This window comes from Thioalkalivibrio sp. ALE10 (assembly GCF_000381385.1).
Taxonomy (GTDB): domain Bacteria; phylum Pseudomonadota; class Gammaproteobacteria; order Ectothiorhodospirales; family Ectothiorhodospiraceae; genus Thioalkalivibrio.
In genome coordinates this window covers 19,548-42,688 of record NZ_KB906457.1, presented here as the reverse complement: position 1 = coordinate 42,688, position 23,141 = coordinate 19,548, and the positions used below count along the sequence as shown (strand labels likewise).

The 23,141-nt window shown below is 69.5% G+C and carries 20 protein-coding genes; 17 read left to right on the top strand and 3 right to left on the bottom strand.

The features are described 5' to 3' along the window. The first annotated feature begins 2 nt into the window (after positions 1 to 2). The 5 genes from bamA (at position 3) to lpxA (ending at position 5,213) form a co-directional block, all read left to right on the top strand. A complete protein-coding gene (bamA, locus tag F788_RS0112060; protein WP_018870725.1) occupies positions 3 to 2,336 on the top strand; it encodes an outer membrane protein assembly factor BamA in 2,334 nt (777 codons plus the stop codon). Positions 2,337 to 2,389: 53 nt separating this feature from the next. Continuing rightward, entirely contained in the window at positions 2,390 to 2,905 is a 516-nt protein-coding gene (locus tag F788_RS0112055) for an OmpH family outer membrane protein (protein ID WP_019022791.1), read from the top strand. Next, positions 2,898 to 3,914 carry a UDP-3-O-(3-hydroxymyristoyl)glucosamine N-acyltransferase gene (gene lpxD, locus F788_RS0112050; RefSeq protein WP_019590320.1) on the top strand — a complete coding sequence of 339 codons (1,017 nt, stop codon included), beginning with the start codon at positions 2,898 to 2,900 and terminating at the stop codon, positions 3,912 to 3,914. The genes F788_RS0112055 and lpxD overlap by 8 nt, the downstream gene beginning before the upstream one ends. A gap of 61 nt (positions 3,915 to 3,975) precedes the next feature. Continuing rightward, the gene (gene fabZ, locus F788_RS0112045) at positions 3,976 to 4,434 is read left to right on the top strand and encodes a 3-hydroxyacyl-ACP dehydratase FabZ (protein WP_019022789.1); all 459 of its coding nucleotides are present in this window, start codon (positions 3,976 to 3,978) and stop codon (positions 4,432 to 4,434) included. Continuing rightward, positions 4,431 to 5,213, top strand: a complete 783-nt coding sequence (gene lpxA / locus F788_RS0112040) for an acyl-ACP--UDP-N-acetylglucosamine O-acyltransferase (protein WP_019022788.1) — start codon at positions 4,431 to 4,433, stop codon at positions 5,211 to 5,213. Before fabZ ends, lpxA begins: the two co-directional genes overlap by 4 nt. 128 nt (positions 5,214 to 5,341) lie before the next feature. Here the strand turns inward: lpxA and lpxB are convergent, their stop codons facing one another. Genes lpxB through F788_RS0112025 form a run of 3 tightly spaced genes read right to left on the bottom strand, consistent with a single transcriptional unit; the run spans position 5,342 to position 8,624 of the window. Next, complete coding sequence (gene lpxB, locus F788_RS0112035) at positions 5,342 to 6,523, bottom strand: lipid-A-disaccharide synthase (RefSeq protein WP_019590319.1); 1,182 nt, start codon at positions 6,521 to 6,523, stop codon at positions 5,342 to 5,344. Further along, on the bottom strand, positions 6,520 to 7,617 hold the full coding sequence (locus F788_RS0112030) for a DegT/DnrJ/EryC1/StrS aminotransferase family protein (protein ID WP_019590318.1): 1,098 nt from the start codon (positions 7,615 to 7,617) through the stop codon (positions 6,520 to 6,522). The genes lpxB and F788_RS0112030 overlap by 4 nt, the downstream gene beginning before the upstream one ends. Beyond that, positions 7,614 to 8,624, bottom strand: coding sequence for a Gfo/Idh/MocA family protein (locus tag F788_RS0112025; RefSeq protein WP_018870718.1), 1,011 nt, complete (start codon positions 8,622 to 8,624; stop codon positions 7,614 to 7,616). The genes F788_RS0112030 and F788_RS0112025 overlap by 4 nt, the downstream gene beginning before the upstream one ends. Before the next feature lie 121 nt (positions 8,625 to 8,745). On the opposite strand from F788_RS0112025, the gene rnhB reads away from it, so the two are divergent. From rnhB to F788_RS0111965, 12 genes are all read left to right on the top strand, one after another. After that, the gene (gene rnhB, locus F788_RS0112020) at positions 8,746 to 9,369 is read left to right on the top strand and encodes a ribonuclease HII (protein WP_018870717.1); all 624 of its coding nucleotides are present in this window, start codon (positions 8,746 to 8,748) and stop codon (positions 9,367 to 9,369) included. After that, the gene (gene dnaE / locus F788_RS0112015; RefSeq protein ID WP_019590317.1) at positions 9,366 to 12,929 is read left to right on the top strand and encodes a DNA polymerase III subunit alpha; all 3,564 of its coding nucleotides are present in this window, start codon (positions 9,366 to 9,368) and stop codon (positions 12,927 to 12,929) included. The genes rnhB and dnaE overlap by 4 nt, the downstream gene beginning before the upstream one ends. A gap of 90 nt (positions 12,930 to 13,019) precedes the next feature. Next, a complete protein-coding gene (locus F788_RS0112010) occupies positions 13,020 to 13,985 on the top strand; it encodes an acetyl-CoA carboxylase carboxyltransferase subunit alpha (RefSeq protein WP_019590316.1) in 966 nt (321 codons plus the stop codon). Further along, complete coding sequence (tilS, locus tag F788_RS0112005) at positions 13,960 to 15,243, top strand: tRNA lysidine(34) synthetase TilS (protein WP_019590315.1); 1,284 nt, start codon at positions 13,960 to 13,962, stop codon at positions 15,241 to 15,243. Before F788_RS0112010 ends, tilS begins: the two co-directional genes overlap by 26 nt. A 152-nt stretch (positions 15,244 to 15,395) precedes the next feature. Next, on the top strand, positions 15,396 to 17,066 hold the full coding sequence (locus F788_RS0112000) for a CTP synthase (RefSeq protein ID WP_019022781.1): 1,671 nt from the start codon (positions 15,396 to 15,398) through the stop codon (positions 17,064 to 17,066). A gap of 14 nt (positions 17,067 to 17,080) precedes the next feature. Continuing rightward, positions 17,081 to 17,923, top strand: a complete 843-nt coding sequence (kdsA, locus tag F788_RS0111995) for a 3-deoxy-8-phosphooctulonate synthase (RefSeq protein ID WP_018870712.1) — start codon at positions 17,081 to 17,083, stop codon at positions 17,921 to 17,923. Positions 17,924 to 17,985: 62 nt separating this feature from the next. Then, entirely contained in the window at positions 17,986 to 19,263 is a 1,278-nt protein-coding gene (gene eno, locus F788_RS0111990; RefSeq protein ID WP_019590314.1) for a phosphopyruvate hydratase, read from the top strand. A gap of 39 nt (positions 19,264 to 19,302) precedes the next feature. Continuing rightward, positions 19,303 to 19,692 (top strand): cell division protein FtsB, encoded by a 390-nt coding sequence (gene ftsB, locus F788_RS0111985; RefSeq protein ID WP_019590313.1) that lies wholly within the window; start codon positions 19,303 to 19,305, stop codon positions 19,690 to 19,692. Beyond that, positions 19,685 to 20,428 (top strand): 2-C-methyl-D-erythritol 4-phosphate cytidylyltransferase, encoded by a 744-nt coding sequence (gene ispD / locus F788_RS0111980; protein ID WP_018947819.1) that lies wholly within the window; start codon positions 19,685 to 19,687, stop codon positions 20,426 to 20,428. Before ftsB ends, ispD begins: the two co-directional genes overlap by 8 nt. Next, entirely contained in the window at positions 20,425 to 20,925 is a 501-nt protein-coding gene (gene ispF, locus F788_RS0111975; protein ID WP_026331440.1) for a 2-C-methyl-D-erythritol 2,4-cyclodiphosphate synthase, read from the top strand. Before ispD ends, ispF begins: the two co-directional genes overlap by 4 nt. Continuing rightward, the gene (locus F788_RS0111970) at positions 20,922 to 21,302 is read left to right on the top strand and encodes a VOC family protein (RefSeq protein ID WP_019590312.1); all 381 of its coding nucleotides are present in this window, start codon (positions 20,922 to 20,924) and stop codon (positions 21,300 to 21,302) included. The genes ispF and F788_RS0111970 overlap by 4 nt, the downstream gene beginning before the upstream one ends. 40 nt (positions 21,303 to 21,342) lie before the next feature. After that, positions 21,343 to 23,133: an ABC transporter transmembrane domain-containing protein gene (locus F788_RS0111965; RefSeq protein WP_018870706.1), complete on the top strand. Its 1,791-nt coding sequence runs from the start codon at positions 21,343 to 21,345 to the stop codon at positions 23,131 to 23,133. The last annotated feature ends 8 nt before the right edge of the window (positions 23,134 to 23,141 follow it).

Below are 23,141 nucleotides of genomic sequence, written 5' to 3'. Positions count from 1 at the left end.
GCATGGCGCGACAAAGCTTGAAAGGATGGGCCCTGCTCGGCCTGGTGACCCTCGCGGGGCCGGCCTGGGGGCAGGCCTATCAGATCGAGGACATCGAGATTGAAGGGCTGGAACGCATTACCGCGGGGACGGCTCTGAGCTATCTCCCGGTGGAGGTGGGTGACACCTTCGATGACAGCCAGACGCCGGAGGTGATCCGCGAGCTCTTCCGCACCGGCTTTTTCGATGACGTGGAGCTGGCGCGGCGCGGTGACGTCCTGGTGGTGATCGTTTCCGAACGGCCGGCGATCAACGAGATCCGCTTCTCCGGGAACAACGACATCCCCGACGAGGCGCTGGAGGAGGCACTGGAATCGGTGGGCCTGCGCAGCGGGCGGGTGTTCAACCGGACGCTGCTGGAGCGCATCGAGAACGAGATCCGCGAACAGTATTTCGCCCGCGGACGCTACAACGTGCGCATCGACGTCGACATCGTCGACCTGGCGCGCAACCGGGTGGATGTCGACATCGACATCACCGAAGGGCCGCAGGCGAAGATCCGGGGCGTGAACCTGGTCGGCAACCAGGCGTTCGACGACGGCGATCTCAAGGGTGATTTCGAATCGGGGATCCCGCGCTGGTGGCAGTTTTTCTCCAGCCGCGACGACTATTCCCGCGAGAAGCTCTCCGGCGACCTGGAGACCCTGCGCTCGCGCTACCTGGATTCCGGCTTTCTCGAGTTCGACGTGGATTCCACCCAGGTCACGCTGTCGCCCAATCGCGAAGACCTGTACATCACCATCAATGTCGACGAGGGCGAACCCTATACCCTGACCGGCACTTCGCTGGCCGGTGATTTCGTCATCCCGGAGGAGGAACTCGAGGGTCTGATCGAGGTGGATCTGGGCGCGCCGTTCTCGCGCAGCCAGGTCACCGAGTCGGCGGAGCGCATGGCGGAACGCCTGGAGCGCGAGGGTTATGCCTTTGCCAACGTCAATCCGGTGCCGGATGTCGACGAGGACAGCCGTGAAGTCACGGTGACGTTCTTCGTGGACCCCGGTCCCCGGGTGTACGTGCGGCGGATCAACATCTCCGGCAACGAGAACACCCAGGAGAGCGTCTACCGCCGCGAGCTGCGGCAGATGGAGTCGTCCTGGTACAACGGGGCGCTGATCGAGCGCTCGCGGATCCGCCTGCAGCGGCTGCCGTTCGTTGCCAGCGCGAACGTGGAAACGCGGCGGGTGCCGGGCTCGGACGACGAGGTCGATCTCGACATCAGCGTGACCGAACGCCAGTCCGGCGCGCTGTCCATCGGCGCCGGGTATTCGCAGAACCAGGGGTTGCTGCTGTCCGGCTCGATCTCGCAGGACAACTTCCTCGGCACCGGCAACCGGTTTTCCACGGAGATCAGCACCTCCGACGTGAACCGGGTTTTCCGCATGAACCTGACGAACCCGCATTACACGCCGGCCGGGGCCAGCCGCGGTTTCTCGGTGTTCTACCGCGAAGTGGACGCCGAAGCGGCGAACATCTCGCGTTATTCCACCGACCGCTACGGGTTCAACGTGACCTACGGGATCCCGCTGTCGGAGGTGGACCGGGTGCGCATCCGGCCGGGATTCGAGCACATTGCGGTCAATACCGTGGACCACACCGGCGGGCGTACGGGCACGCCGGTGGAGATCCGCGACGAACTGGACGAGTTCGGTGACACGGCCAACCTGGTCAAGCTGGAGACCAGCTTCATCCACGACACGCGGGATTCGACGACCTTCGCCAGCGAGGGCCGGCGGCACCGGATCGGGATGGAGCTGGCGATTCCCGGCAGTGATCGCGAGTTCTACAAGCTGACCTATTCCGGCGAGGAGCTGTTCCGCCTGAGCGAGCGTTTCAGCTTCTCCGTTTCCGGAGGCATCGGTTACGGCGACGGGTTCGGCAGCGACGAACTGCCGTTCTTCGAACGGTTCTTTGCCGGCGGGATCCAGTCGGTGCGCGGCTACGAGGCCAACCGTCTGGGCGACCTGCGGCCGCTGCGCAACGGGCAGCCGGCCACGCGCGACAGCAACGATGATCCCTATGGCGGGCGCCTGCGGACCACGGTGTCCGGCGAGCTGTTCTTCCCGGCCCCGTTCGCCGCGGATAATGATGCGATCCGCATGAGTACCTTCGTGGACGCCGGCAACGTGTTCAACGAGCCGGGCGATTTCGACGTGGGAGAGCTGCGCGCGGCGGCGGGACTGGCGCTGACCTGGTTCTCGCCGGTGGGGCCGCTGAGCTTCAGCGTGGCCGAGCCGCTGAACGACGAGCCGGGTGACGATACCCAGAGCTTCCAGTTCCAGCTGGGCGCGGGCTTCTGAACGAGCACAACCGCAGTGACAAGCACGGGGGCGGCAATGCCCCGGGAGGCGGCATGAAGGCCTGGATAACGGCCGGTATCGGTTTCGCACTGGTAGTGGCGGGCTGGACGGCAGTCCCCGCGATGGCCGGTGCGCAGACCGTGGGTTACGTGACCATGAACCGGATCCTGGAGGATTCGCCGCAGGCCGAACAGGCGATGCGCGAGCTGGAGGAGGAGTTTTCCCCGCGCGATTCCGAGCTGGTGGCCGAACGCGAGGAACTGCAGCGGCTGCGCGATCGCCTGGAGCGCGAGGGCGACATGATGGACCCGTCCGAACGGGCCGCGCTGGAGCGCGAGTTCTCGGCCCGTTCGCGCGAGTTCCGGCGCGCCCAGGAGAGCTTTTCCGAGGACCTCAACGTGCGCCGCAACGAGGAACTGTCGCGCCTGCAGCGGCGCATCAACGACGCGATCGCCGAGCTGGCGCGCGAGCGCGACATCGACGTGATCCTGACCGAGCGCAACGTGCTCTACGCCTCGGATCGCGTGGACATCACCGACGACGTGCTGGCCGCGATGCAGCGTGAGTGATCCGGACGGCATCGAGACCGCGGCCCTGGCGCGTCGGGTCGGGGGCGAGCTGGAGGGCGACGGTGCGCGGCGTATCCGCGGACTGGCCTCCCCGGCGCGTGCGGCACCGGATCAGCTGGCGTTCGTGGTGCGCGCCGATGCATTGCCGGACGGGCTGGCGGATTCGCGCGCCGGGGCCCTGCTGATTCCCGCCGATCTGCCTGCCGCGGTCCTGCCGGCGGGGGCGGTGCGCATCCGCGTGGCGGCGGTTTATCCGGCCTATGCGCGCGTGAGCCAGATGCTGGCCGAAACGCGCCGCGCGCGTGAGCCGGGCATTGCGCCTTCGGCGGTTGTCGATCCGTCGGCACGGGTCGATCCCGCCGCGACGGTCGCTGCCGGCGCGGTGATTGGCGCGGGTGCCCGCCTGGAATCCGGTGCCGTGGTGGAGGCGCAGGCGCATGTCGGCCGCGACGCGGTGATCGGCGCGGGCAGCTTCCTGCATCCCGGCGTGCGCGTACTCGACGGCGTGGTGCTGGGCGAGCGCTGTCTGGTGCACGCCGGCACGGTCATCGGGGCCGACGGTTTCGGCTTCGCGCCGGAAGACGGCACCTGGCTCAAGATCGAGCAGCTGGGCGGGGTCCGCGTGGGTGATGATGCGGAGATCGGGGCCAACTGCACGATCGATCGCGGGGCCGTGGAAGACACGCGGATTGGTCACGGCGTGAAGATCGACAACCTGGTTCATGTTGCCCATAACGTCGAGATTGGAGACCATACGGCGATTGCCGGCTGTGTCGGTATCGCGGGCAGTGCCCGCATCGGCCGGCATTGTGCCATCGGCGGCGGGGCGGGGATCCTCGGCCATCTGAGCATCGCCGACCACGTGACGATCCACGCGATGACCCTGGTCACCCGCAGCATCGAGCAGGCCGGGCATTACGCCTCGGGCGTTCCGCATCAGGAGGCCCGACTGTGGAACCGGACCCTGGCCCGCCTGCGGCGCCTGGGCCGACGCGCGCGCGACACATGAGCAGCAGGGCATCCGGCGGCCCGAAACAACATCACCAGGACAAGAAAACAGGATACGCCCCGTGGATGCCCTCGACGTTCAGCAGATCATGCAGTACCTCCCTCACCGTTACCCGTTCCTGCTGGTGGACCGGGTGGTGGAATGCGAACCCGGCGAGCACCTGGTCGGGCTGAAGAACGTCAGCATCAACGAGCCGTTCTTTCAGGGGCATTTTCCGGTCAAGCCGGTGATGCCGGGGGTGCTGATTCTCGAGGCCCTGGCGCAGGCGACCGGGCTGCTGGCGTTCAAGACCGAGGAGGCGCGCGGCGAGAATCAGGACAAGCAGCAGCTCTATCTGTTCGTGGGCATCGATCAGGCGCGCTTCCGCCGCCAGGTGGTGCCTGGTGACCAGCTGGACCTGCGGGTGGAGCTGACCCGAACGGTGCGCGGGATCTGGCGCTTTGACGCCGAGGCGAAGGTGGAAGACGAGATCTGCGCCACCGCCGAACTGATGTGTGCGGGCAAGGAAATCGAGGCGTGATCGACTCGCGGGCGGACATCCATCCGAGTGCCGAGCTGGACAGTTCGGTGGAAGTGGGGCCGTTCTCGGTGATCGGCCCGAACGTGCGCATCGGCGCGGGGACCCGCGTGGGGCCGCACGTGGTGATCAACGGGCCGACCGAGATCGGCCGCGACAACCGCATCTTCCAGTTCTCGTCGATCGGCGAGGAGCCGCAGGACACCAGCTATCGTGGCGAGCCGACCCGCCTGGTGATCGGCGACCGCAACGTGATCCGCGAGTCGGTGACCCTCAGCCGCGGAACCGCCAAGGGACTGGGCGAGACGGTGATCGGCCATGACAACCTGATCATGGCCTACGTGCACATCGCCCATGACTGCACCATCGGCAGCGAGATCATCTTCTCCAACGCCACCTCGCTGGCCGGCCACGTGGAGATCCACGACAAGGCCACTCTGGGCGGCTTTACCCTGGTGCACCAGTTCTGCCGCGTGGGGACCTTCGCGTTCACCAGCATGGGCTCGGCGCTCAACCGCGATCTGCCGCCGTACTGTCTGGCCAGCGGCAACTACGCGCGGCTGATCGGGATCAACAAGATCGGGCTGCGCCGCAACGGGTTCAGCGACGAGGCGATCCAGGGGCTGCATCGGGTGTTCATCCGCGGCATGCGCGGGCGCGCCGGGCGCGAATCGCATCTCGACGCGATGCTGGCGGAGACCGATATCCCCGAGGTGCGCGATCTGATCCACTTCGTCCAGGGGTCGCGGCGCGGCATCCTGCGGGGTGGCCGCCAGCACTGACCGCGGTTTTCGCGCGCAAGCGCCAAGCGCGCTCCTGCGGGGGTACCGCACGGGGCGCACGGGGCATGGGTCGGGCCCCGGCATCCCGGCAGCATCCAGGGGCAAACGCGCTGAGCCCGCACGGTGCGTCAGTCGGCGGGCAGCAGCTGTCCGTGCTCCAGCATCTCGGCGGCCGCCGCGGCCACTCGGCGATCCGCGCCGCCGTCGCCCAGTCTTTCCCGTACCCGTGACAGGCGCTCGCGCATCGCCTCCAGGCGTTGCGGTTCCCGCAGCAGGGCGTCGGCGTCGTCGGTGAGGCGTTGCGGGTTCGCGTCGTGCTGCAGGTATTCGGGGACGACCCCTTCCTCGGCGACGATGTTGACCAGCGCGATGTGCTCCAGGTGCACCAGGCGGCGGAACACGAAATGCGACAGTGCGCCCATGCGGTAGAACACCAGCATCGGCGCCCGCAGCAGGCCGGCCTCCAGGGTGGCGGTGCCGGAGGCGGTCAGCAGCAGGTCGGCGCCGGCCATCACCGCGTGGGTCCCGTCCTCGCCCTCGACGTAGTCCAGCGGCGGTGTGCCGGCGCTCGCGTCGTGCCCGGCGGGCGGCGGGGCCAGCCCGGCCAGGCGCTCGGCGGTGACCCCGGGGGCGAGACCCACCGCGAAGCGCAGATCCGGATGTCGATGGTGCAGGCGGCGGGCGGTTTCCAGCAGCAGGGGCCAGTGGCGCTTGAGCTCGCCGCCGCGGCTGCCCGGCAGCAGGCCGATGATCCGGGTATCGGGCCCGACGCCCAGGCGTTGGCGCAGGGGCGGTTCCGGCGCCTGCACGCGGTCCACCAGCGGGTTGCCGACATAGCGTACCGGGACGCCGGCGCGTTCATAGATCGCGGTCTCGAACGGGAACAGCACGGCCATGGCGTCGACATGGCGCCGGATGCGGCGGATGCGGCCGCTGCGCCAGGCCCACAGCTGCGGGCTGACGTAGAACAGCACCGGGATGCCCAGGCGTTTGGCATGCGCGGCAAGGCGCAGGTTGAACTCGACGTAGTCGACCAGCACCAGCAGCGCGGGGCGGGTGGTCTCGAGGTGGTCGCACATGCGGCGGAACAGCCGTCGCAGGCGGGGGTAGTTGACCAGCACGTCGACCAGCCCGACCACCGCCAGTTCTTCCACGTCGATGCGGGTATCGACGCCGGCGGCGCGCATGCGTTCACCGCCCATCCCGGAGAAACGCAGGTCGTCGGCGTGGCCGGCAAGTTCCCGCACCAGTCCCGCCCCCAGGGCGTCGCCGGAGGTCTCCCCGGCGCAGACGACGACCTCGCGGGTCATGCCAGTGTGCGGCGGATCCGCTCGACGATGCGATCGACCTGGGCGTCTTCCAGCTCGGGGAAGATCGGCAGGGACAGGCAGCGCGCGGCCACCGATTCGGTTACCGGCAGGGATTCAGGCTCGCCGTCGGGTTCTGCGAACGCCTTCTGCTGGTGCAGCGGCACCGGGTAGTAGATCGCGTTGGCGATGCCGTCCTCGGTGAGTGCGCTCATCAGCGCCTCGCGGTGATCGGTCAGCAGGGTGTACTGGTGGTATACGTGGACGCCGATCCCGTCCTCGTGCGGGGTCTCCAGCGGCAGGTCCTTCAGCCCCTCGCTGTAGCGCGCAGCCACGCGCCGGCGCTCGGCGTTGTAGTGGTCGATGTGCGGCAGCTTGCAGCGCAGGATCGCCGCCTGCATCTCGTCCAGGCGCGAGTTGTAGCCGATCTCGTCGTGGTAGTAGCGGACGCTGGAGCCGTGGTTGCGCAGGCGGCGCAGGGCCTCGGCCGAGGACGGACAGGAGGTGGTCACCAGCCCGCCGTCGCCGAATGCGCCGAGGTTCTTGCTGGGGAAGAAGCTGAACGCCCCGAACGCGGTGGTGGAGCCGGTCTGCGCGCCGTCGATGCTGGCGCCGAAGGACTGCGCGCAGTCCTCGATGACCAGCAGCTTGTGGCGCTCGGCGATCTCGCGGATGCGCGGCAGATCGGCCGGCTGGCCGAACAGATGCACCGGCAGCACGGCCCGGGTGCGCGGGCTGATGGCCGCCTCGATCTGTTCCGGGTCCAGATTGAAGGTCCGCGGGTCGATGTCGATGAACACCGGCTCGGCGCCCAGATAGCGGATGGCCTCGGCGGTCGCGATGAAGGTGAACGGCGTGGTGATGATCTCGTCACCGGGCCCGACGCCCGCGGCATGCAGCGCCAGTTGCAGGGCGTCGGTGCCGGAGGCGCAGGTGATGGCGTGTTCCACGCCGAGGTAGTCGGCCAGCTCCTCTTCCAGCGCCTGGACGTTGGGTCCGAGGATGAAACGGGCGCCGGTGAGGACTTCCTGCAGGGCGGCATCGATCTCGGTGCGCAGCGTCTGGTACTGACGCTGCAGGTCGACCATGGGGATCACGGGCGGGCTCCTGTTGCGGATTCGATTGCGGAGTGCGGGCCGTCGGCGCGGCCCATCACGTTGAGATTGGCCTGCACCAGTTCGGTGATGCGGCTGGCGGTCTCCAGCGCGCGCTGGCCGTCGCGGCCGCTGACCAGGACCGGGGCGTCGCCGCGCGCGGCGGCCACGAACGCGCGGATCTCGGCGAGCAGGGCATCGGCCTCGTCGAACACGCGCTCGTCGCGGTGGATCTCGGGCGCCCCGGTCTCGGGATCGACGTCACCCAGGTGGTTGAACGACAGGATGCGGTTCTGGAAGTCCACCGAGGCGTAGGCATGCGACTGGAAGATGCGCATGCGCCGCTCGGATTTGGTGCTGATACGGCTGGAGGTGACGTTGGCCACGCAGCCGTCCTCGAACTCCAGGCGCGCATTGGCGATGTCGATGTCGCCGGTCAGGACCCGGGCGCCGGAAGCGCGGATCTCGGCCAGCGGCGAGTCGACCAGGGCCAGGATGATGTCGATGTCGTGGATCATCAGGTCCAGCACCACCGAGACGTCGGTGGCGCGCGGCTTGTACGGCGCCAGTCGGTGCGACTCGATGAAGCGCGGGTGCAGCGGATTCTCGGTCAGCTGGCGCAGGGCCGCGTTGAAGCGTTCCAGATGCCCGACCTGCAGTACCACGCCGCGTTCTTCGGCCAGCCGGTTGAGGGCCTCGGCCTCGTCCAGTGTCGCGGTCACGGGCTTCTCGACCAGCACGTGGCAGCCGGCCTCGATGAAATCGCGGGCGATCGCGTAGTGCAGGGTGGTGGGCGCGGCGATGGAGACCGCATCCACCCGGCCGATCAGGGCGCGGTGGTCGGTCTCGGCCGCGCAGCCATGTTCGGCGGCGACACGGCGGGCGGTTTCGGGGTCGGCATCGGCCACCGCCACCAGTTCGGTGTCGGGCAGTGCCGCGTATTTGGCCGCATGCCAGCGGCCGAGATGGCCAACACCGACGGCGGCGCAGCGCAGGGGATTCTGGGACATGGTCGGGATGCTCGGTCCGGAGGGGGCTGTGCTAGGATTTCGGCGCCATTGTAACGGATCCCCCGGATGGCGTGCGGGGGCTCGCCCGGGAAAACGGCGTGCGGACATCGGGAGCGGCTTCATGAGCGGCAAGACAGGCGGGGCAGACGGGGTCGCGGGCGTCGACGAGGTGGGTCGCGGGCCGCTGGCCGGGCCGGTGGTGGCCGCGGCGGTGATCCTGCCGGAAGGCTTCGATGCCCCCGGTCTGACCGATTCCAAGAAACTCACCGCGCGCCGGCGCGAGGCCCTGGACGAGCGGATCCGCGACGGTGCCCTGGCCTGGGCCCTGGGGCGCGCCGAGGCGGCCGAGATCGATCATCTGAACATCCATCGCGCGACCCTGCTGGCGATGCAGCGGGCGGTGCAGGCCCTGGATCCGGCGCCGGTGCATCTGCTGGTGGACGGCCGTTTCACCCCGGAGGGCCCGTGGACCGCCGAGGCCCGGGTGGGCGGTGATGGCAGCGTGGCCGCGATCAGCGCCGCTTCGGTGATCGCCAAGGTGGCGCGCGATCGCGAGTTGCGCGCGCTGCACGAGCAGTGGCCGGAATACGGCTTCGACCGCCATGCCGGCTACCCGACCGCCGCCCATCGCGCGGCCCTGGAACGCCACGGGCCGTGTCCCGCGCATCGGCGCAGCTTCGGCCCGGTGGCGCGTGCGCTGGCGGCTGCTGCGCAACCGGCTGCGGAAGAACGGGGGCACGCATGACCGTCACCCCTGCCACGACCGCCGATGCCGGGCTGCATGATCCGGGGTTCGTGCACCTGCGGGTGCACTCGGAGTATTCCCTGGTCGATGGCCTGGTGCGTCTGAAGCCGCTGGTGCAGAGCGTGGCCGCGGCCGGGATGCCGGCAGTGGCGGTCACCGATCACTGCAACCTGTTCGGGCTGGTCAAGTTCTACAAGGCGGCGATCGGCGCCGGCGTGCAGCCGATCGTGGGCGCGGACGTACTGGTGCGCGACGCGCGTGCCGACGGCACTCCGGCGCGCATGACCCTGCTGGCGCAGAACGATGCCGGCTATCGCAACCTGACCCGGCTGATCTCGCGCGCCTGGCAGGAGGGTCAGGAGAAGGGCGTGCCGCGGATCGACTGCGCCTGGCTCGACGGCGGCGCGGCGGAGGGGCTGATCGCCCTGTCCGGGACCATCGACGGGCTGTTCGTCAGTGGCAGCGGGGTCGCGCAGGCCCTTGCCGAGCCCGTGCTGCAGCCGTGGCTGGAGCGTTTCCCCGGGCGCTTCTATCTGGAGCTCACGCGCACCGGGCGGCCGGGCGAGGAGGCCTGGATCGAGGCCGCGATCGGCGCGGCCGAGAGCCACGGACTGCCGGTGGTCGCCACCAACGACGTGCGTTTTCTCAGCGGCGAGGACTTCGAGGCCCACGAGGCGCGGGTGTGCATCCACGACGGCCACACCCTGGACGACGCGCGCCGGCCGCGGCGCTACTCCGAGCAGCAGTACCTGCGCACGCCGGAGGAGATGGCCGCGCTGTTCGAGGACATCCCCGAGGCCCTGGCCAACAGCGTGGCCATCGCCCGGCGCTGCAGCGTGCGCCTGACGCTCGGGGAATCGGTGCTGCCGGATTTCCCGGTGCCGGAAGGGCGCACGGTGGAGCAGCATCTGCGCGAGATCTCCGATCAGGGGCTGCGCGCACGCCTGGAGCGCTTCCAGTTCGCCGACACCGCGGACTACGAGGCGCGGCTGACGCGCGAGCTGGACGTGATCTGCCAGATGGGCTTCCCCGGCTACTTCCTGATCGTGGCCGACTTCATCCAGTGGGCGAAGGACAACGGGATCCCGGTGGGGCCGGGGCGCGGTTCCGGTGCCGGCTCGCTGGTGGCCTACGTGCTGGGAATTACCGACCTGGATCCATTGCGTTACGAGCTCCTGTTCGAGCGGTTTCTCAATCCCGAACGGGTCTCCATGCCCGACTTCGACGTCGACTTCTGCATGGAGAAGCGCGACGACGTGATCGAATACGTCGCCGAGCGCTACGGCCGTGACAAGGTCTCGCAGATCATCACCCACGGCACCATGGCGGCCAAGGCGGTGGTACGCGACGTCGGGCGCGTGCTGGGGCACGGCTACGGCTTCGTCGACCGCATCGCCAAGCTGATCCCGTTCGAGCTGGGCATGACCCTGGAGAAGGCCCTGACCGAGAGCGAGGACCTCAAGGCGCAGTACGACGAGGACGAGGAGGTCCGCGCGATCATCGATCTGGCGATGAAACTGGAAGGACTGACCCGCAACGCCGGCAAGCACGCCGGCGGGGTGGTGATCGCGCCGTCGGCGCTGACCGACTTCTCTCCGCTGTACTGCGAAGATGACGGCGGCTCGCTGGTGACCCATTTCGACAAGGACGATGTCGAGGCGGTGGGCCTGGTCAAGTTCGACTTTCTCGGGCTGCGCACGCTGACCATCATCGACTGGGCGGTGCAGAACCTGAAGCGCATGGATCCGGAGATCGAGATCGATCTGGAGGGCGTGCCGCTGGACGACCCGGAGACCTTCCGTCTTCTGAAAGGCTATCAGACCACCGCGGTGTTCCAGCTGGAATCCGGTGGCATGAAGGACCTGATCCGGCGTCTGCAGCCGGACAGCTTCGAGGACATCATCGCGCTGGTGGCGCTGTACCGCCCGGGGCCGCTGCAGTCGGGGATGGTGGACGACTTCATCGACCGCAAGCACGGACGCTCCGAGGTGGAATACCCGCACCCGGATCTGGAGCCGGTGCTCAAGCCGACCTATGGCGTGATCCTGTACCAGGAGCAGGTGATGCAGATCGCCCAGGTGCTGGCCGGCTACACCCTGGGCGGTGCGGACCTGCTGCGCCGCGCGATGGGCAAGAAGAAGCCCGAGGAGATGGCCAAGCAGCGCGAGATCTTCGTCAATGGCGCGGTGGAACGCGGGGTGGAGGAGCACACCGCGACCTATATCTTCGACCTGGTGGAGAAGTTCGCCGGCTACGGCTTCAACAAGTCGCACTCCGCGGCCTATGCCCTGGTGGCCTACCAGACCGCCTGGCTCAAGGCGCATTATCCGGCGCCGTTCATGGCGGCGGTGCTGTCCGCGGACATGGACAACACCGACAAGGTGGTCGGCCTGATCGAGGAATGCCGCAGCATGGAGCTGGCGGTGCTGCCGCCGGACGTGAACCAGTCGGACTACCGCTTTACCGTGCAGGACGCGCGCACGGTGGTGTACGGGCTGGGGGCGATCAAGGGGGTCGGCGAGTCGGCGATCGAGACCCTGCTGAAGGCCCGCAACGAGGGCGGGCCGTTCCACGGGCTGGTGGACCTGTGCCAGCGGGTGGATCTGGGCAAGCTCAACAAGCGGGTGCTGGAGACCCTGGTGCGGGCCGGTGCGCTGGATTCCCTCGGCGCCAACCGCGCGACCCTGCTGGCCGATATCCCCACCGCGGTGGCCGCGGCGGAACAGACCGAACGCAACGCCAGCCTGGGCGTGGTGGATCTGTTCGGCGATCCGGCGGCCGCGGTGGTGCCGGAGAGCGAGACGCAGCCGGAGATGGAGGACGATGACCGGCTGCGCGGGGAGAAAGAGACCCTCGGGCTGTATCTGACCGGGCACCCGGTGGAGCGCTATCGCGGGGAGCTGCGCAGCCTGACCGGCACCAGCCTGGCCGAGCTGGAGGCGAAACTGGAACAGCGCCCCGACGAGGGCGAGAACCGCGGGCGCGGACGCCAGGAGACCGTGCGCATCGCCGGGCTGGTGGTGGGCGTGCGGGTGCGCAACACCAACAGCGGGCGTATGGGCGTGGCAACCCTGGACGACCGCAGCGGGCGCGCCGAGCTGGTGCTCTTCAACGACGATTTCAACCAGTATCGTGAGCGCCTGGAGCCGGACACCCTGCTGGTGGCCGAGGGTACGGTGACCCTGGACGACTACGCCGGCGGGGTGCGCATGCGTGCGCGCCGGGTCCTGACCCTGGACGAGGCGCGCGTGCAATGGGCCCAGGCGCTGTGTCTGGACCTGCGCGAGGTCCGGCCGGAGCAGATCGCCGGGCTGCACGGCCTGCTGCAGGAGCACCGGCCGGCCGGGCGCGGCAACGGCAATGGCGGGACGCCGGAGGCGGACGAAGAGGGTGCCCCGCCCGGCTGCCCGCTGCGCCTGCGCTATCGCCGCGACGGCATGGAGGCGGAACTGAAGGTGCCGCCGGACTGGCGCATCCTGCCGAACGAGGCCCTGCTGCGCGGCATCCAGCAGACCCTGGGCCCTTCCTGCGAGGCGCGGCTGCTCTACCAGCGGGGCTAGGCCCGGCCGGCGGGGCCCGCTGCCGGCCAGCGTAGATCGCGCCGATTCGTTACACTCGCCACCCCGAACGTGACTGACTGGAATCCTTGCATGAACCCGGAATTTCTCGACTTCGAACAGCCGATCGCCGAACTGGAGGCCCGCATCCGCGACCTGCAGTATGTGAGCGACGACACCGAGGTCAATATCCAGGAAGAGGTCCAGCGGCTGCAGGACAAGTGCCAGTCGCTGACCGAAAGCATCTTTGCCAAGCTCACGCCCTGGCAGATCGCCCAGCTGTCACGTCATCCCCGCCGTCCGTATCTGCTCGACTACATCCCGGCGCTGTTCGAGGAATTCGAGGAACTGCACGGCGACCGCGCCTATGCCGATGATCCCGCGATCGTCGGCGGCATCGCCCGCTTCGACGGGCGGCCGGTGATGATCATCGGCCACCAGAAGGGGCGCCAGACCCGGGACAAGGTGCAGCGCAATTTCGGCATGCCGCGTCCGGAGGGCTATCGCAAGGCCCTGCGCCTGATGGAGATGGCCGAGCGCTTCCGCATGCCGGTGTTCACCTTCATCGACACCCCGGGCGCCTACCCCGGCGTGGGGGCCGAGGAGCGGGGCCAGAGCGAGGCGATCGCGCGCAACCTGCGGGTGATGGCGCGGCTGGACACTCCGATCATCGCCACGGTGATCGGCGAGGGCGGCTCCGGCGGTGCGCTGGCGATCGGCGTGGGCGACGCGACGCTCATGCTGCAGTACTCGACCTATTCGGTGATCTCGCCGGAAGGCTGCGCCTCGATCCTGTGGAAGAGTTCGGAAAAGGCCTCCGAGGCCGCCGAGGCGCTGGGGATCACCTCCGGGCGGCTGAAGGAGCTGGGTCTGATCGACCGGGTGATCGACGAACCGCTGGGCGGCGCCCACCGCGATCCGGAGACCATGGCCGAGCATCTGCGTGCGGCGCTGGCCGAGACCCTGGGCGGGCTGGAGCGGCTGGACCCGGGCAAGCGCCTGGAGCGGCGTTACCGCCGGCTGATGGACTACGGTGCCTTCCAGGAAGCCGGCGCCTGATCCCGTTGACGTCGCGCTGCGGCGGTTCCTCGAGGAGTGTCCCGCGGGCGGCCCGCTGCGCGTCGCCTTCAGCGGCGGTCGCGATTCCAGCGTCCTGCTGCATGCCCTGACCGCGACCTGTCGAGCTGTCGGGCATCCCGATCCCGAAGCCTGGCACGTGGACCACGGGTTGCACGCGCAGTCCGCGGCCCAGGCGGAACACTGTCGTGCGGTGGCGCATTCGCTGGGTCTGCATTTCGAGCACCGCGCGGTCGGTCCCCTCGAGACCCGCGCGGACGGGGTGGAGGCCGCGGCCCGGCACGCCCGCTATGCGCTGCTGCGCGAGGGCCTGGGGCCGACCGGGGTAGTGGTCACCGCGCATCATGCCGGGGACCAGGCCGAGACCTTCCTGCTCGCGGCCCTGCGCGGCAGCGGTCCGCTCGGCCTGCGTGGCATGCCCCCGTGGCGCCGCGAAGGCGAGGGCTGGCTGGCGCGCCCGCTGCTGGACGTGGCGGATGCAGCCGTGGCGACGCGGGCGCGGCGCGAGGGGCTGACCTGGATGGAGGACCCCACCAACGCCGATCCGGGGTTCGACCGCAACTTCCTGCGCCGCGAGATCCTGCCCCGGCTTAATGAACGGTTTGCGGCCTCGGCCGGGCTGGCGCGGGCCGCGCGCTGGCAGGCCGGGGTGGCCGACGGGGAGGACGCCGATCTCGCGCGCCACCTGGCGGGCGCCGGGGCCGGTGAGTGCCTGCCGCTGTCCGTCCTGCGGCCGCTGGAACCGGGACGCCGGAGCGCCCTCCTGCGTCACTGGATCCGGGAACACGGCCTGCGCCCGCCGGGCCACAGGCGGCTGGCGGAATTCCTGCGTCAGGCGCAGGCGGCCGGCGAGGATCGCCAGCCGCGGCTGGACTGGGACGAGGGCTGCCTGCGGCGCTACCGCGATGCGCTGTATCTGGATCCGCCGGAGACGGAGCCCGCGTCGCCCATCCCGTGGCCGGCCGGCCAGCAGCGGCTGCGTCTGCCCGATGGCCGGGTGCTGACCCGCGAGCATCCGGCGTTCGCCGATCCGCTGCTGGCCGGGGCGGTGGAGGTGGTGTTCCGGCAGGGTGGTGAACGGGTGCCGGCGGGCGGCCGGCACCGGCGGCTGAAGTCGCTGATGCAGGAGCGCGGGATTCCGCCATGGCGGCGTGCGCGCATCCCGCTGCTGCGCCCGCCGGGGGGCGAGGTGCGTGCCGTGCTGTGGCCGCGCGGACCGGATGACGGCGGCCCCCCGTGAGCTGCGTCGCAGGTTCGGGCCGAGGCGCCGCAGCCCCGCCATGACGGGCCCGCAGGCGCACCGCGGGGCGCGTTCGCGATTGAGCGAAAACGGGGGGTCTGGTACCCTTTGCGGGCATTTTGACCCCCGTCGGTCCCGGCCAGGTTTCCCGCATGACGCGATTCGTGTTTATCACCGGAGGCGTGGTTTCGTCTCTGGGCAAAGGTATTGCATCCGCCTCTCTGGGGGCGATCCTCGAGGCGCGTGGCCTGAAGGTCACGCTGATGAAGCTGGACCCCTACATCAACGTCGATCCGGGGACCATGAGTCCGTTCCAGCATGGCGAGGTGTTCGTCACCCATGACGGGGCCGAGACCGACCTGGATCTCGGGCACTACGAGCGCTTCGTGCGCATCCGCACCTCGCGGCACAACAATTTCACCACCGGCCAGATCTACGAGAACGTGATCCGCAAGGAGCGCCGCGGCGACTATCTGGGCGGCACGGTGCAGGTCATTCCGCACATCACCGACGAGATCAAGCGCTCGATCCGCGAAGGGGCGGATGACGCCGACATCGCACTGATCGAGATCGGCGGCACGGTGGGCGACATCGAGTCCCTGCCGTTCCTCGAGGCGATCCGCCAGATGGGCGTGGAGCTGGGGCGCGACAACGCGCTGTTCATGCACCTGACCCTGGTCCCCTATATCGACGCCGCCGGCGAGATCAAGACCAAGCCGACCCAGCATTCGGTCAAGGAACTGCGTTCCATCGGCATCCAGCCGGACATCCTGCTGTGCCGCTCGAGTCAGGCGATCCCCGAAGGGGAACGGCGCAAGATGGCGCTGTTCACCAACGTCGAGGAAAAGGCGGTCATCTCTGCGGTGGACGTCGACAACATTTACAAGATCCCGCTGTGGCTGCATTCGCAGAAGCTCGACGAGATCGTGCTGCGCAAGCTGCACATCGAGGATCTGCCGGTCGCCGACCTGTCCGACTGGAAGCACGTGGTCAACGCCATGGAGTTCCCCGAGTCGGAGGTTACGGTCGGCATGGTCGGCAAGTACGTCGAGCTGACCGAGTCGTACAAGTCGGTCAACGAGGCCCTGACCCATGCGGGCATCGAGGTCGGCACCCGGGTGCGCATCCGCTACCTGGATTCGGAAAAGCTGGAGGGCGACACCCCCGAGGCACGCGCGGAGCTTGAAGGGCTGGATGCGATCCTGGTGCCGGGCGGCTTTGGCGAACGCGGCGTCGAGGGCAAGATCGAGGCGGTACGCCATGCGCGCGAGGAGGGCATCCCGTATCTGGGCATCTGCCTCGGCATGCAGGTGGCGGTGATCGAATACGCCCGCAACGTGGCCGGCCTCAACGGGGCACATTCCACCGAGTTCGCGCCCGATACTCCGCATCCGGTGATCGCGCTGATCACCGAATGGCAGGACCGCGAGGGGCGGATCGAACATCGCGATGCCGAAAGCGATCTCGGCGGCACCATGCGCCTGGGTGCGCAGACCGCCTGCCTGACCGAGGGCTCGCGCATCGCCGCGGCCTACGGCACCAGTCGCATCGAGGAGCGCCACCGCCACCGTTACGAATTCAACAACGCCTACCGCGCGCGTCTGGAGCAGGCCGGGCTGGTGATCTCCGGGCTGTCCGAGTCCGGGGAACTGGTGGAGGCGGTGGAGCTTCCGGAACATCCGTGGTTCGTCGGCTGTCAGTTCCACCCCGAGTTCACCTCCACGCCGCGCGACGGACACCCGCTGTTCGCCGGCTTCGTCCGTGCGGCGCGGGACTACCAGAACGAGCGCGCGCCGGATGTGGGCGCGGCGCTGACCGATTGACGGGAGGCAGGTTGATGGAACTGTGCGGTTTCTCCGTGGGCCTGGACCGGCCGTTCTTCCTGATCGCCGGTCCCTGCGTGATCGAATCGGAGGCCATGGCCGAGGAAACCGCGGGGCAGCTCGCCGAGCTCACGCGCGAGCTGGGGATTCCGTTCATCTACAAGTCGTCCTTCGACAAGGCCAACCGGTCCTCCACCCGCAGCTATCGCGGCCCGGGCATGGAGGAGGGGCTGCGTATCCTCGAATCGGTGCGCGAGCGCATGGGCGTGCCGGTGCTGACCGACGTGCACGAGGACACCCCGCTGGCGGAGGTCGCCGCGGTGGTGGACGTGCTGCAGACCCCGGCGTTTTTGTGCCGCCAGACCAATTTCATCCAGAACGTGGCCCGTCAGGGGCTCCCGGTGAACATCAAGAAGGGCCAGTTCATGGCCCCCTGGGACATGGGCAACGTGGTGGACAAGGCGCGCGAGGCCGGCAACGAGTCGGTGATGGTCTGCGAGCGCGGGGTGTCCTTCGGCTACAACACCCTGATCTCCGACATGCGCGGCCTGGCCGACATGCGCCGCACCGGTGCCCCGGTGGTGTTCGACGCCACCCACTCGGTGCAGCAGCCGGGCGGGCAGGGTGCCAGCTCCGGCGGGCAGCGCGAATACGTGCCGGTGCTGGCGCGTGCGGCCGTGGCCAGCGGTATCTCCGGGCTGTTCATGGAGACCCACCCCGATCCCGCGAACGCGCTGTCGGATGGCCCCAATGCCTGGCCACTGCCGCGCATGCGCGAGCTGCTGGAAACCCTGAAGGCGCTGGACGAGGCGACCAAGTCGCGTCCGCTGGCGGAAGCCGAATACGGCCTGGGCTGACCCCGGGCTGACCCCGGGGGCGGCCGGCCCCGAATCGAACGAGTCAAGGAGAGAGTACGAGCATGTCCCAGATTGCCGAGATCCACGCGCGCGAGATCATCGACTCCCGCGGCAACCCGACGGTGGAAGCCGACGTCGTCCTGGCCTCCGGTGCGACCGGGCGGGCGTCGGTGCCGTCGGGTGCTTCCACCGGGGCGCGCGAGGCCCTGGAACTGCGCGACGCGGCGGCCCGCTATGGCGGCAAGGGCGTGGAGAAGGCGGTGGGTCACGTGAACGGCGAGATCCGCGACGTCCTGCGCGGCATGGAGGCCGACCAGACCGCGGTCGACCAGCGCATGCTGGAGCTGGACGGCACCGAGAACAAGTCGCGCCTGGGCGCCAATGCCCTGCTGGCGGTCTCCATGGCCGTGGCGCATGCCCGCGCGGCGGACGCCGAGCGCCCGCTGTTCGAGACGGTCGGCGGGCCGGATGCGCATCTGCTGCCGGTGCCGATGATGAACATCGTCAACGGCGGTGAGCATGCCGACAACAGCGTCGACATGCAGGAGTTCATGATCCTGCCGGTGGGCGCCCCCAGCGTGCGCGAAGCGGTGCGCTACGGCGCCGAGGTCTTTCACGCGCTGAAGAAGGTGCTCAACCAGCGCGGTCTGGGCACCGGCGTGGGCGACGAGGGCGGGTTCGCGCCCAACCTGGAGTCCAACTCGGCGGCGGTGGAGACCATCCTCGAAGCGATCCATCAGGCCGGGTTCAAGGCCGGGCGCGACATCTGGCTGGGCCTCGACTGCGCTGCCTCCGAGTTCTACCGCGATGGCCGCTACCACCTGGATTCCGAGGGCAAGTCGTTCAATGCCGAGGAATTCTGCGACTACCTCGCGCACTGGGTCGATCAGTACCCCATCCTCAGCATCGAGGACGGGCTGGCCGAAGACGACTGGGAGGGCTGGAAGATCCTGACCGAGCGTCTGGGCGAGCGCGTGCAGCTGGTGGGCGACGACCTGTTCGTGACCAACACGCAGATCCTGCGCGAGGGCATCGACCGCGGCGTGGCCAACTCCATCCTGATCAAGCTGAACCAGATCGGCACCGTGACCGAGACCCTGCAGGCCATCGAGATGGCGCGCGACGCGGGTTACACCTCGGTGATCTCGCACCGTTCGGGCGAGACCGAGGACGTGACCATCGCCGATCTGGCGGTGGCCACCGGCGCGGGGCAGATCAAGACCGGCTCGCTGTCGCGCTCCGATCGCGTGGCCAAGTACAACCAGCTCATGCGGATCGAGGAGCATCTTGGCGGGCAGGCCCGCTACCCGGGCATGGACGCCTTCCGGGTCCGGCCCTGACTCCGGGGAACCGGGGTGTCCCGGCCGGAGGCCTGAGCGATGCGCTGGCTGCTGCCGGGCGGTCTGTTGCTGCTCGTGCTGGCGCTGCAGTGGCCGTTGTGGTTCGGCGAGGGCGGCTGGCCGGATGTCCGCGAACTGCGCAGCGAGACCGCCATGCAGGAAGCGGAAAACCAGCGCCTGCGCGAACGCAACCGGGCGCTGGAGGCCGAGGTCCGCGATCTGCGCGAGGGCTCCGCGGCGGTGGAAGAACGCGCCCGGCGTGACCTGGGCATGATTCGCGAGGACGAGACCTTTTTCTTCATCGTGGATGAAGAAGACGAAGCCCCGGGCGAAGTCCCGGGGCTGATGCCCGAGGACGCGTCCACCGGGGCCGCGCCGGAGCGTTTCGAGGAGGACACGACGATCGTGGAGGATCCGTTCGATGAGTGATGCCGACTCCCCCGAAGGTTCGGGAGTCTTCTGGGCGCTGATCCCCGCAGCCGGGATTGGTCGTCGCATGGGGACGGATCGTCCCAAACAGTTCCTCACCCTGGGGCCGCGCAGCGTGCTGGCCCATACCCTGTCGATCTTTCTGGAGCATCCGCGGATTCGCGGCGTGATCCTGGTGCTGGGCCCGGACGTGGATCCGGACGCGCTCGACCTGCCGCTGGCCGGCGGGCGTCTGTTCCGCGTGGCCGGCGGCGACGAGCGGGCCGACTCCGTGCAGAACGGCCTGGACTTCCTCGAGGAACGCGCCGGCCCCGAGGACTGGGTGCTGGTGCACGACGCCGCGCGTCCCTGCCTGCCGCCGGACGATCTCGACCGCATGCTGGACGAGCTGCGCGACGATCCCGTGGGCGGGGTACTGGCGGCCCCGTCCACCGATACCATCAAGTGGGCGGATGCCGACGGTCGGGTGGAATCCACGCTCGATCGCGAGCGGGTGTGGCGGGCCCTGACCCCGCAGATGTTCCGCCTGGGTACGCTGCGTGACGCCAACGCCCGCGCGCGTGCCGCCGGACACCCGGTGACCGACGAGGCCAGCGCGATCGAATGGGCGGGACTGCGGCCGCGGCTGGTGGAGGGCTCGCTGATGAACATCAAGATCACCCGCGCCGAAGACCTCGAACTGGCCCGTCTATACTTGCTGGAACAGGGACGACTCGACGGGGGGTACCGGGGATGACAGCGATGCGTGTGGGCCAGGGTTTCGATGTACACGCCTATGAGGCGGGGGATCATGTGGTGGTCGGCGGGGTGCGGATCCCGTTCGACTACGGCGTGCGCGCGCATTCCGACGGCGACGTGCTGCTGCACGCGCTGTGCGACGCGCTGCTGGGGGCGGCCGGTCTGGGCGACATCGGGCGCCACTTTCCCGACAGTGATCCGGCGTTCTCCGGTGCCGACAGCCGCGACCTGCTCGAAGAGACCCTGCGCCGGGTGCGCGAGGCGGGCTGGGTGCCGGTGAACATCGACGCCACCATCATCGCCCAGCGTCCGCGCATGGGCCCGCACGTGGACACCATGCGCGCCAACATCGCCGCGGATACCGGTTTGCCGGCGGACGCGGTCAACGTGAAGGCCACCACCACCGAGCGGCTGGGCTATACCGGCCGCGAAGAGGGCCTCGCCGCGCAGACCGTGGTGCTGCTGCAGACCCCGGGAGACGGGGAGGTCGCATGAGCGACGGCGTGGTGCGCGGGGTGCACCACGTGAGCGTGGTGGTGTCGGATCCGGAGCGTGCCGCTGCGTTCTACGGCGATCTGCTCGGGCTGGCGCCGTTGCCGCGTCCGGATCTCGGGTTTCCCGGGCGCTGGTTCGATCTGGGTGACGGGCGCGCCCTGCATCTGCTGGGGGTGCCCAACCCGGACCCGGTGGAGCGCGGGGTCGCCGGTGGCCGCGACCGCCATCTGGCCCTGGTGGTGGACGGCCTGGAGACCCTGCTGGGCCGCCTGGAGGCGGCGGGCTTCCCCGCGCAGCGCAGCCGTTCCGGGCGTCCCGCGGCCTTCGTGCGCGATCCGGACGGGAACACCGTCGAATTCGTCGCAGCCGGCGAATGACCCTGTCCGCACTCGCATTCCCTCACCGTCGGAAGCGGGCATGAACTGGGACGACGCCGACACCCCGCGCCCCGCGGCCCGCAACCTGCGGGTCCTGATGCCGCTGCTCGCATTTCTGCGGCCGTACCGGCGGCGGATCGTGTTCGGGCTGGTGGCGCTGGTGGTGGGCTCGGGGGCGATCCTGGCCTTTGGCGGGGTGCTGCGCCTGCTGGTGGATGCGGGCCTGGGTCCCGAGGACCCCGCCGGGCTCAATCGCGCGCTGGTGCTGCTGCTGGTTGTGGTGACGGTGATGGCCATCGGCGTCGGTGCGCGCATCTATCTGGTGACCTGGCTGGGCGAGCGGGTGGTAGCGGACCTGCGCCGCGCGGTGTTCGCCAACGTGATCCGGCTGGATCCGGCCTTCTTCGAACAGACCCGCACCGGCGAGGTGATCTCGCGCCTGACGGCCGACGCGACGCTGATCCAGACCGTGGTCGGCACGACCCTGACCATTGCCGCGCGCAACCTGCTGCTGATCGTCGGCGGGCTGGTCCTGATGTTCCTGTCCAGCCCGCCGCTGGCGGCCCTGCTGGTGGCCGGCCTGCCGGCGGTGGCCGTGCCGGTGTGGCTGCTCGGCCGTCGGGTGCGGCGGCTGTCGCGCCGGACCCAGGACCGGGTCGCGGACGTGGGCGCGCGCACCGACGAGACCCTGTACGCGATCGAGACGGTGCAGGCCCACGGTCAGGAAGACGCCGAACGCGGCCGGCATGCCTCGGCGGTGGAAGCCGCCTTCGGCATGGCCACGCGTCGGGCCGCCACCGGCGCACTGCTGGCCGCTGCGGTGATGCTCTTGATGTTCGGCCTGATCGCCGGGGTCCTCTGGATCGGTGGCCACCGCGTACTGGACGGGGTGATGACCCCGGGCGAGCTGGCCGCGTTCCTGTTCTATGCGGCCCTGGTGGCGGGCTCGATCGCCGCGCTCAGCGAGGTGACCAACGAACTGCTGCGGGCGGCCGGGGCCGCGGAGCGCCTGCTGGAGCTCGCGGAGGTCCGTTCCGGCCCGCCCTGGCCACGGCACCCCGAAGACCTGGCGGAACCGGTACGCGGCGAGATCGCGCTGGAGGACGTGGTTTTCGCCTATCCGACGCGCCCGCAGCCGCCGGCACTGGATGGGGTCTCCCTGCGGGTGCGCCCGGGCGAGTCGGTGGCGCTGGTGGGACCGTCGGGTTCCGGCAAGTCGACCCTGTTCCGGCTGCTGCTGCGCTTTCATGACCCGGACGCCGGACGCGTCCTGTTCGACGGGCACGACCTGCGTCGCCTGCGGCCGGATGAACTGCGCCGGCACATCGCGGTGGTGCCGCAGGAACCGGTGCTGTTCTCCGGCACCGTGCGCGAGAACGTGGCCTACGGCGTGCCGGATGCATCCGACGCGTCGCTGCAGGCGGCCGCGGAGGCGGCGCATGCGCGGGGGTTCATCGAGGCGCTGCCGGAGGGCTGGGACACCGCGCTGGGCGAGCGCGGCGTGCGCCTGTCGGGCGGTCAGCGGGCGCGTCTGGCGCTGGCCCGCGCCCTGCTGCGCGAGCCGGCCGTGCTGCTGCTGGACGAGGCCACCAGCGCGCTGGACGCCGAAAGCGAACGCGAGGTGCAGGCGGCGCTGGCCGGAGTGCGCGGTCGCTGTACGGTGCTGACCATCGCCCACCGGCTGGCCACCGTGCAGTCGGCGGACCGGATCGTGGTGCTCGACGGCGGACTCGTGGTGGGCGAGGGCACGCACGCCGAACTGATGGCGCAGGGCGGGCTGTATGCGCGGCTGGCGGCGCTGCAGTTTGCGGATGCGGACGCGCTCGCCTGAAACTCGGG

What these genes read in the sequence shown, in the direction of transcription:
- rnhB (WP_018870717.1), top strand. Translation starts at nt 8,746, where the DNA reads ATGAGCGGCAAGACAGGCGGGGCAGACGGGGTCGCGGGCGTCGACGAG.
- F788_RS0112055 (WP_019022791.1), top strand. Translation starts at nt 2,390, where the DNA reads ATGAAGGCCTGGATAACGGCCGGTATCGGTTTCGCACTGGTAGTGGCG.
- F788_RS0112000 (WP_019022781.1), top strand. Translation starts at nt 15,396, where the DNA reads ATGACGCGATTCGTGTTTATCACCGGAGGCGTGGTTTCGTCTCTGGGC.
- kdsA (WP_018870712.1), top strand. Translation starts at nt 17,081, where the DNA reads ATGGAACTGTGCGGTTTCTCCGTGGGCCTGGACCGGCCGTTCTTCCTG.
- ftsB (WP_019590313.1), top strand. Translation starts at nt 19,303, where the DNA reads ATGCGCTGGCTGCTGCCGGGCGGTCTGTTGCTGCTCGTGCTGGCGCTG.
- F788_RS0111970 (WP_019590312.1), top strand. Translation starts at nt 20,922, where the DNA reads ATGAGCGACGGCGTGGTGCGCGGGGTGCACCACGTGAGCGTGGTGGTG.
- F788_RS0111965 (WP_018870706.1), top strand. Translation starts at nt 21,343, where the DNA reads ATGAACTGGGACGACGCCGACACCCCGCGCCCCGCGGCCCGCAACCTG.
- F788_RS0112010 (WP_019590316.1), top strand. Translation starts at nt 13,020, where the DNA reads ATGAACCCGGAATTTCTCGACTTCGAACAGCCGATCGCCGAACTGGAG.
- ispF (WP_026331440.1), top strand. Translation starts at nt 20,425, where the DNA reads ATGACAGCGATGCGTGTGGGCCAGGGTTTCGATGTACACGCCTATGAG.
- eno (WP_019590314.1), top strand. Translation starts at nt 17,986, where the DNA reads ATGTCCCAGATTGCCGAGATCCACGCGCGCGAGATCATCGACTCCCGC.
- dnaE (WP_019590317.1), top strand. Translation starts at nt 9,366, where the DNA reads ATGACCGTCACCCCTGCCACGACCGCCGATGCCGGGCTGCATGATCCG.
- bamA (WP_018870725.1), top strand. Translation starts at nt 3, where the DNA reads ATGGCGCGACAAAGCTTGAAAGGATGGGCCCTGCTCGGCCTGGTGACC.
- F788_RS0112025 (WP_018870718.1), bottom strand. Translation starts at nt 8,624, where the DNA reads ATGTCCCAGAATCCCCTGCGCTGCGCCGCCGTCGGTGTTGGCCATCTC.
- lpxB (WP_019590319.1), bottom strand. Translation starts at nt 6,523, where the DNA reads ATGACCCGCGAGGTCGTCGTCTGCGCCGGGGAGACCTCCGGCGACGCC.
- ispD (WP_018947819.1), top strand. Translation starts at nt 19,685, where the DNA reads ATGAGTGATGCCGACTCCCCCGAAGGTTCGGGAGTCTTCTGGGCGCTG.